The organism is Arthrobacter sp. AK01 (genome assembly GCF_021109375.1).
GTDB lineage: Bacteria > Actinomycetota > Actinomycetes > Actinomycetales > Micrococcaceae > Arthrobacter.
Window position 1 is genome coordinate 61,365 of record NZ_JAJOHP010000024.1, and the last position, 8,870, is coordinate 70,234.

The 8,870-nt window shown below is 64.1% G+C and carries 6 protein-coding genes; 4 read left to right on the top strand and 2 right to left on the bottom strand.

The features are described 5' to 3' along the window. Position 1: 1 nt before the first annotated feature. Entirely contained in the window at positions 2 to 253 is a 252-nt protein-coding gene (gene purS, locus LN996_RS10570; protein WP_011773385.1) for a phosphoribosylformylglycinamidine synthase subunit PurS, read from the bottom strand. A gap of 329 nt (positions 254 to 582) precedes the next feature. On the opposite strand from purS, the gene LN996_RS10575 reads away from it, so the two are divergent. Next, positions 583 to 768, top strand: a complete 186-nt coding sequence (locus LN996_RS10575) for a hypothetical protein (RefSeq protein WP_231340344.1) — start codon at positions 583 to 585, stop codon at positions 766 to 768. 161 nt (positions 769 to 929) lie between these two features. Next, complete coding sequence (locus LN996_RS10580; protein WP_159705675.1) at positions 930 to 1,220, top strand: DUF1540 domain-containing protein; 291 nt, start codon at positions 930 to 932, stop codon at positions 1,218 to 1,220. A gap of 73 nt (positions 1,221 to 1,293) precedes the next feature. Here LN996_RS10580 and LN996_RS10585 read toward each other — a convergent pair whose 3' ends face one another. After that, on the bottom strand, positions 1,294 to 2,241 hold the full coding sequence (locus LN996_RS10585) for an NAD(P)-dependent oxidoreductase (RefSeq protein ID WP_231340345.1): 948 nt from the start codon (positions 2,239 to 2,241) through the stop codon (positions 1,294 to 1,296). Between the two features lie 182 nt (positions 2,242 to 2,423). Between LN996_RS10585 and LN996_RS10590 the strand changes: the two genes are divergently transcribed. Both LN996_RS10590 and LN996_RS10595 read left to right on the top strand, forming a co-directional pair. Beyond that, positions 2,424 to 5,366 (top strand): exo-alpha-sialidase, encoded by a 2,943-nt coding sequence (locus LN996_RS10590; RefSeq protein ID WP_231340346.1) that lies wholly within the window; start codon positions 2,424 to 2,426, stop codon positions 5,364 to 5,366. A gap of 348 nt (positions 5,367 to 5,714) precedes the next feature. Continuing rightward, positions 5,715 to 8,792: a S8 family serine peptidase gene (locus LN996_RS10595; RefSeq protein ID WP_374202219.1), complete on the top strand. Its 3,078-nt coding sequence runs from the start codon at positions 5,715 to 5,717 to the stop codon at positions 8,790 to 8,792. Positions 8,793 to 8,870 lie beyond the last annotated feature (78 nt).

The window sequence follows — 8,870 nt, forward strand, 5'->3', positions numbered from 1 at the left end:
ATCAGGCCTCGACGACCTCGACGTTGACAACATCCTCGATCACCGGGTTGGACAGGAGGGTCTCGGCAGCTTCACGGGCCTGGGCCAGGATAGCGTCGGTCACCTCGCCGTCGACCGTCAATTCGAAGCGCTTGCCTTGGCGGACTGCGCTGAAGCTGTTGAAGCCGAGGCGGGGCAGAGCACCCACGATGGCCTTCCCCTGGGGGTCCAGAATCTCGGGCTTGGGCATGACGTCAACGACGATCCGGGGCATCCGGTAACTCCTGTGCGTGAGTTGGGTGAACCTTAAATAAGGCTGCCGCGGAGGTGCCGTCTCACGCCGTTCAGCCGCATTCAAACAGCGTTTCGAACACAGGGTTGGACACGGTGGTGAACTGCAATGTTTGAACGGCATGGGGGGCGCTCCGCGAGCTTGCACACCCATTCTACCGGGCGCGGCGCGCATACCCTATTCAGCCGGAATGCGCGAGGGCACCCCGCCGAGGCGGGGCAAATTGGACCAGATGGCGGCCCGATGCAGGTACTGGAAAACGGCCGACGGCGGCACTGGCCGCGCGTGGTGGGCGTCACTAGGATTGCGGCATGGCTGAGAAACCGAAATCGATGGTGCTGGGCGTTGTGGCCGCGGCAGTTTTTGCTGGTTTGGGCCGTATGGTCATCCAGAAAATCATGGCGGACAGGGCTGCCCGCGAGAACCGGGTGACCGCTCCGCTGGATGCGGAAACGCGAGCCAGGATCAGCGACGCCCTGCGCAGGCCAAGTAAGTAATACCTAACGTTCAAACCGCCGTTTTGCGGCGGAATGGCGCGGATTAGGGCACAGACAAATGCGCTATTCGAAGGGGTTAAATAGCGTGGTTCCGGCGTAGTTTGGAGAGTACACGCGGGGTTCAACCCCAGTACTATTCAGGATCCACACCAGGAGGAACAATGACCGAACACGTTGCCGAAGTATCCGCCTGCAGCGTTGGCACGTGCGGGTTCAACCACAATGGCTGCACGGCCTTCGGAATCACCATTGGCGGAACCACGGATCACGCATCGTGCGCCACGTTCATCGACACGAATGCCATGGGTGGCCTCCCCAAGGTCCTCGCCCACGTAGGAGCCTGCCAGCGCTCGGAGTGCGTCCACAACAACAACCTCATGTGCGAGGCACACGACGTCAAGGTTGGTCCGGGCCGCGAAGCCGCCGACTGCCTGACGTACGAGCACGCCTGATATTCCACGAAGAAGCGGGTCTGCCCTCCTTGGAGGACAGGCCCGCTTCTTTGTGGGTGCGTGCTACTTCTTCCTAGCCGGCCACCTGGTTGGTCAGTGGCTTGCCGTCCTTCAATGCTGAGATGTTCTCCGTGACCAGGTGGGCCGAACCCTTGGGGCGGTTGCCTGCCACGTGGGGCGTGATGATGAGGTTCGGGGCAGCCCACAGCTTCGAATCGGCGGGCAGCGGCTCAACCTTGGTGACATCGAGGGCCGCGGCGCGCAGGCGGCCCTCCTGCAGTGCCGCAAGGAGGGCGTCTTCGTCAACCGTGGCACCGCGGCCCACGTTGACGAATATGGCGGTCTGGGGGAGGGCTCGGAGGATGTCTTCGTTGAGGGCGTCGGTGGTCTCGTCCGTGGCGGGCAGGATGGAAATCAGGACGTCGGTGGTGCCCAGAACCCCGGGTAGCTCGCCTGTTGAAACCACAGGGAATCCATAGCGCTCACCCTTGGAGTTGGCCACGCCGGTGACTTTCGCACCCAGGGCGGCCAGCAGGGGAGCGAGCCGCCCTGCGATGGAGCCGAAGCCCCAAATGGTGACGTTGGCGCCGTCGAGCGTGTAGAGCTGTTCGGTTGCCGGGTTGGACTGTGCCTCGTTGTAGGGCTTGTTCCACGTGGCTGCCTTTTGGGATTCCAGCAGAACGTCCAGCCTGCGGGTTGCTGCCAGTACGAGCGCCAGGGCGTGTTCGGCGACGGGGCCGTCATGGAGTGAGCGGCCTGAGGTGATGGCCACGCTGTCTGCGAAGCCTGCTGCCAGCACGGGGTCCGGTCCTGCCGCGAGCGTTTGCACCAGCTTGAGAGTGGGCATCGAGCGGGCGGCGTCGGTCAGGTTCTCCGTGGTGTTGCGCCACACCACCAGGACCTCCGCGTCGCGGTGCTCGCTGGGAATGAGTTTGTCTACTGCGTAAACCACCGCGTTATCCCCTGCCGCGGTGAGGTGGGCGAGGTCAAGGTCGATGGTGTCGGGGACAAGGATTTTCACGGCGACTCCAGGGTTCGAAAGACGTTGGCGGTTTCGCTTTCGAGGCTACAGCTTTGCCGCGTCGAAGGGCTTCCCCCAAGTTCATCCCTAGCAATGTGACGCCCAACACCCTATGGTTGTAGGACGTTCGACGTAGCACGTAACACGAACGCCCATCGTGATGATTCGAAAGGACACTGGATTTGAAATCCACACCCCCTGCACCATCGCTCGCCCGTATCGCAGCCGCCGGCGCACTGAGCCTGGGCCTCCTGGCAGGCCTCGGCCTCCCGGCCATCGCCGCACCGATCCCACCAAGCAACCCCACTGCAGCTCCCGGCACCTTCACTGAGGCCAACATCGGTGCCGACCGTACAGGCGCCAACTTCTTCTACCGGATCCCCGCCTTGACGTACCTGGGCAACAACGTGGTGCTCGCGGCCTGGGATGGGCGTCCGGATTCAGCCGCGGACGCTCCCAATCCGAACTCGATCGTGCAGCGCCGCAGCACCGACGGCGGCCAGACCTGGGGGCCGGTCACGGTCATCGCGGCCGGCCATGTGGGCGATGCCAGCGGTCCCAAGTACGGCTACAGCGACCCCTCCTACATCTACGACTCTGAGGCGGGGAAGGTCTTCGCGTTCTTCGTGTACTCCAAGGACCAGGGCTTCGGTGGCAGCCAGTTCGGCAACAACGACGCTGACCGGACCGTGATTTCCTCGGCAGTCATCGAGTCCTCCGATGGTGGGGTCACCTGGAGCCAGCCGCGGCTCATCACCAATGTGACCAAGCCCGGAACCAGCAAGACCAGCCCCGCAGCAGGCGATGTCCGGTCCAACTTCGCGTCCTCCGGCGAGGGCATCCAACTCAAGTACGGCCAGTACAAGGGCCGCCTGATCCAGCAGTACGCAGGGGACATCCGCCAGGCGGACGGCACCAACAAGATCCAGGCCTACAGCGTCTACTCCGATGACCACGGCGCCACCTGGCACAAGGGCGCCAACGTCGGTGACCGCATGGACGAGAACAAGACCGTGGAACTCTCCGACGGCCGCGTGCTCCTGAATTCACGGGACAACGCCAACCAGGGCTACCGCAAGGTGGCCATCTCCACGGACGGCGGCGCCACCTATGGTCCCGTCACGCAGGACACCGAACTCCCGGATCCTGCCAACAACGGCGCCATTGCCCGCATGTTCCCCAACGCGGCGCAGGGCTCCACCGATGCCAGGAAGCTCATCTTCACCAACGCCAACTCCAAGACCGGCCGCGAAAACGTCTCCGCCCGCGTCTCTTGCGACGACGGTGCAACCTGGCCCGGCGTCCGCACCATCCGGTCCGGCTTTTCCGCCTACTCCACGGTGAGCCGCCTCGGGGACGGCAAGTTCGGCGTGCTCTACGAGGGCAATTACACGGACAACATGCCGTTCGCGGCGTTCGATGACGCCTGGCTGAACTACGCCTGCGCCCCGCTCTCGGTCCCGGCTGTCACCACCGCGCCGGGGGCTACCCAGCAGGTGCCCGTGACCGTCACCAACCAGGAAGCCGTCACGTTGTCCGGCGCAACAGCCACTGTCTACACGCCCACTGGCTGGTCGGCCACCACGGTGCCGGTGCCCGCCGTCGCCCCCGGAGCCTCGGCAACCGTCAACGTCGCACTGACGGCGCCCGCGAACGCCAGCGGACCGCAGAACCTGAACGCCGCATTTACGACGGCGGATGGCCGGGTTTCGCAATTCACGTTCACGGCGACGGTGCCGGTGGCCCCGCAGGTAGGCCTGACCATCACGGGAACGGCGCCGACACGCGATGTCGTCGCCAGCCCGTACCAGGTGGGAGAGGTCCTCAGCTACTCGCTCAACGTCAAGAGCACGGCCAACGTCACGGCCAACTCAGTGCCGGTTTCCGGGACTTTCGACTCCGGCTTCCTGCCGCCGTCGGCCCCTAACTGCCGCTTCAACAACCTGGCCGCGGGTGCCAGCTACAACTGCGCCACCGCCAAGCACATCATCACCGCTGCCGACGTTGAGCGGGGCTACTTTGTGCCTGAAGCCAGCTTCAGCATCACCGCAAGTTCGACGCCGTCCCTCACCAAGACTGTTCCGTTCGCCGGCTCTGCGGTCGCCCTGCGCGACGGACTGCTGACGGCAGACATCAGCGGGGCGCGTGCCGACGTCGGGCGTGACCTCGCAACCCAGCCGTACGCTGCAGGTGACGTGGTTCCGTATACGTTCGCAGTGAAGAACACCAGTCCGCTGGTTGAGAAGGTGGTCCCGACCGCCGGTAACTTCAGCCCGTTCCTTCCGGAAGGGCCGGGCAACTGCCGCTACGGTGTGCTGCCGGCCGGGCAGAGTTACCAATGCGCCACCCCACGGCACACCGTGACTGCTGAGGAAGCCGAACAGGGATTCTTCACTGCGAAGACCACTTGGGAAGTCAGTTCGGCAGGCCAAAGCACCAAGACCATCACGGTGGATGGCGGCGAAGTGGACCTCAAGGTTCGTGAACCCAAGCTTGAGGCCACCGTCTCGGCCGCGTGGGAAGACGCCGACGGCGACCGGTTCGCCAGTGCCGGTGATCCCGTCACGTACACCTACACGGTGGGCAACGCGGGCAATGTCGCCGTGACCGGTTTGGAAGCACCCGACGCCGGCATCTCGGCGGCTGCGCTCGCCGCCGGGTCCACGGTGACCGCTACGAGCGAGCATGTGCTGACGGCAGCAGATATCGCTGCCGGAACGCTCGGTGCCGTTTCCTTTGAGGCAAAGGCGCGCAACGGTTCCCGTGAAGTTGCCACTGCAGCCGAAGGTGATTCGCTGGTGCTGGCGGTGCAGCCGCTGCAACCGGAGGCTGAGCCCACCGTGACCCACCAGAACCTGGGCACGCCGCCCACCGACCTGGGAACCGCGGACAAGTACCGCACGGGCCAGAAGGTGGTGCTGAAAGGCCTGGAATACGGGGACTGGTACTACGTGTACCTGAACAAGGCCAGCTATCGTCTGGGGTGGATCTTCCCCACCACGGACAACACCGTGGAATTCATCCTTCCCCCGGACGTCAAGAACGGGCGGGACGACGTGGTGGTCCTGGACAAGGACGGCGTCCAGGTCTCGTTTGACCGGCTGCAGGTGACGCCCAAGGGCTGATCTTTGCCGTTCGACAACAGCAACGGACCGCAGGATCTTCCTGCGGTCCGTTGCTGGTTGTTCCATGACAAATCGCCGGTGCTGTGACAAGACAAATTTCTCCAAATGTGCTCTATGTCATATTTGGCTCTCACTAGGTACTCTGTGACTCGGCTGGTTGCGCTTCTTTGACAGGAACTGTCAAAAAACCAACCAACTCCAGTTGACAGGCCTTGGCGATGGAGCCCGGGCCTCCCTCAGTGAAAGGTGCAACGACTCGTGAAATCACAAGGAAAGAGCTTCGTCAGAAGCGGGGGGCTTCGAAAGGCTGCGGCACTGGCCGTGGGCTTGCCGTTGCTTCTCTCTTCGATGGCGATGCCGGCCCAGGCCGCTCCCGCTCCGGAGACGCCCGGGAATGTTGCAGGCGTGGCCAAGAAGAACCTTGACCCCAGCGCGTATAAGGACGGCCGTTACATGGTGGTCCTTGCCGAGAAGCCTGCAGCAACCTACGACGGCGGCACGGCGGGCCTTGCGCCCACCAAACCGGACGAAGGCACGAAACTCGACGCCGACAGTGCCGAGGTGAAGGAATACCAGCAGCACCTGCAAACGCAGCAGCAGGAAGTTGCAACGCAGGAAAACGTCACCATCGAGCGTGACTTCACCACCGCCGTCAATGGTTTCAGCGCCAACCTGACGGCAGACCAGGCCATTAACCTGGCCAAGGACCCCAAGGTCCTCATGGTCGCACCGGACACGCAGTACGCCCCGGACTACTCAACCACCGACTTCCTGAAGCTCAGCGGTCCCACCGGTACATGGGCCACCCAGTACGGCGGACAGGACAATGCCGGCAAGGGCACCGTTGTTGGCGTGATCGACACCGGCTACACCCCCTCCAACCCGTTCTTCGCAGGTGAGCCCGTTGGCCCGCTGGTAGGCAACCCGCAGGTCGGCGTTCCCTACCGCACGGCCGACGGCAAGATCGCCATGCTCAAGGCAGACGGCGATACCTTCGTCGGAGAATGCCAGGCCGGCACCGACACCGGCTCGGATTATGACGGCAGCGCCTGCAACTCCAAGGTCCTCAGCACCCACTACTTCGCGGACGCCTTCCTTGAGACCGTTCCCCCGGAGAATCGTGCTCCGGAAGAGGTCATCTCTCCCGTCGACGTGGACAGCCACGGCACCCACACCGCGTCCACCGCTGCGGGCAACGCCAACGTGGACGCAGTGGTGGACGGCCGCAGCTTCGGAACTACCAGCGGCATCGCACCCGCCGCAAAACTGTCCGTCTACAAGGTCTGCTGGGAAGACACCGACCCCGCCACGGGTGGCTGCTACGGCTCCGCTTCCGTGGACGCGATCGAGCAGGCCATCCTGGATGGCGTGGACGTCCTGAACTACTCCATCTCCGGTTCCACCACGTCCACCACGGATCCCGTTTCGCTGGCGTTCCTGTCCGCGGCCTCCGCTGGTATCTTCGTGGCCACCTCGGCCGGCAACTCCGGACCGACCGCCAGCACCGTAAACCACGGAGCACCCTGGCTGACCACCGTTGCCGCAACCTCCTTCTCGCAGGAGCTCCAGGGCACCGTTGAATTCTCCGATGGCAGCAAATTCCGCGGAGCGAGCATCATGAACCGCGAGGTGAACGGGGCCGGCGTCGTGCTGTCCACCAACGCTGCAAGCGGTGAAGGCAACGCGGCACTCTGTGCCCCGGGGTCCCTGGACCCGGCCAAGGTAGCCGGCAAGGTTGTTGTCTGCGACCGCGGCGTGGTTGACCGTACCGCCAAGAGCGCCGAGGTGCTGCGTGGCGGCGGCGTGGGCATGATCCTGGTGAACCTGACGGATTCGTCGCTGGACACCGACAAGCATGTGATCCCCACGGTCCACGTGAACCCGCCTGCTACCCAGGCCATCAAGGACAAAGTCACGGCCAACCCGGCCATCACCGTGTCCCTGCTGAACCGGGACACCACGGGCCTGCCTGCCGAGGCGCAGCCGCAGATCGCCGGGTTCTCCTCGCGCGGACCGCTGCTTGCCACGGACTCGGACCTGTTGAAGCCTGACGTGTCCGCCCCCGGCGTCGCCATCCTCGCCGGTGTTTCTCCGATCGGTACCGGTGGAGACAACTTCGGCTTCCTGTCCGGAACGTCCATGGCCTCCCCGCACGTTGCCGGTTTCGGCGCGCTGATCCTGGGCAAGAACCCGAAGTGGTCCCCGGCCACCGTGAAGTCCGCCATGATGACCACCGCCGGTCCGGTCAAGCTGGCCAACGGCGCCATCAACAAGGACGTCTTCGCAACAGGTGCCGGACAGGTTGATCCGGCCAAGGTCCTCTCGCCCGGCCTCGTCTACGATGCCACCACCGAGGACTACCTCAAGTTCATCCAAGGCACAGGCATGGACCTGGGCATGGAAGGCCTCGGCACCACGGCACCGCGCGACATGAACGTTCCTTCCTTCGCCCTCGGTAACCTCGCAGGCAAGATCGAGGTCACCCGTACGGTGACGGCGCTGACCCCGGGCCTCTACCGTGCCTCGGTCAACGTCCCGGGCGTCAACGTCAAGGTCACTCCGTCCGTCCTGAACTTCGGGGCAGCTGGTGAGAAGAAGACGTTCAAGGTCCAGTTCGAAAACAACAACGCAGCCCTCGGCAAGTTCGCCATGGGTTCGCTGAGCTGGCAGGGTGCCAACAAGACCGTCACCTCGCCGATCGCTGTCAGGCCGCAGTCCGTCATCGCGGACAAGGCCCTGGCGTTTACCGGAACGGGCCGCAACGGCTCGGCCACCATCAACATCACCTCCGGTACCAACCTGCCGGTGGGCGTCACTGTTGATGGCCTGTCCAAAGCTGATTCCTCGGCAGTCGAGCTTGTTCCCGGCCCGTTCGCGGGTGAGACCAATGCTTCGAACTACGTGAAGAAGGTGACGGTTGGCCAGGGAAGTGCCCTTGCCAAGTTCTCGGTCATTTCCTCCAACGAGGCCGCGGACTTCGACATGCTGGTGCTCACTCCCTCCGGTCAGCAGTTGCCGGCGGCTACGGCTTCTGCCAGCGAAACCCTGTCCGTCCCCGACCCGGAGGCCGGCGACTACTACGTCTTCGCCAACCTCTACGCGAGCCCCAACAACCAGGCCACCAAGGCCACTGTTGATGCCGCAGTCCTGGGAGCCAACCAGGGCAACGCCACGGTGACGCCGAATCCGATCCGCCTCGCCAACGGCAAGACGGGCCAGATTTCGCTGAACTGGAAGAACCTGGAGCCCGGCTCCTACATCGGCCGCCTGACCTTCGCAGGTACCAGCGAGCCGAGCTTCGTCACCGTCCTGGTCAATGCCGGCGGCACCGTAGTGGTTCCTGACGACGAGGACCCGAAGAAGGACAAGAAGCACCGCGGCAAGATCCGCGCCGACGAGCCGACGCAAAGCAACAACGCCGGCTAAGGCCTTCTTGACGAGTTAACTGATGGTGGAACGGCAGTGGCCGGTGGGATATGCCGCCCGCCCCGGCCGGTTGGTTGG

Bases quoted from the DNA above. Each gene is read 5' to 3' on its own strand.
- LN996_RS10580 (WP_159705675.1), top strand. From the start codon at position 930: ATGACCGAACACGTTGCCGAAGTATCCGCCTGCAGCGTTGGCACGTGC.
- LN996_RS10575 (WP_231340344.1), top strand. From the start codon at position 583: ATGGCTGAGAAACCGAAATCGATGGTGCTGGGCGTTGTGGCCGCGGCA.
- LN996_RS10595 (WP_374202219.1), top strand. From the start codon at position 5,715: ATGGCGATGCCGGCCCAGGCCGCTCCCGCTCCGGAGACGCCCGGGAAT.
- purS (WP_011773385.1), bottom strand. From the start codon at position 253: ATGCCCCGGATCGTCGTTGACGTCATGCCCAAGCCCGAGATTCTGGAC.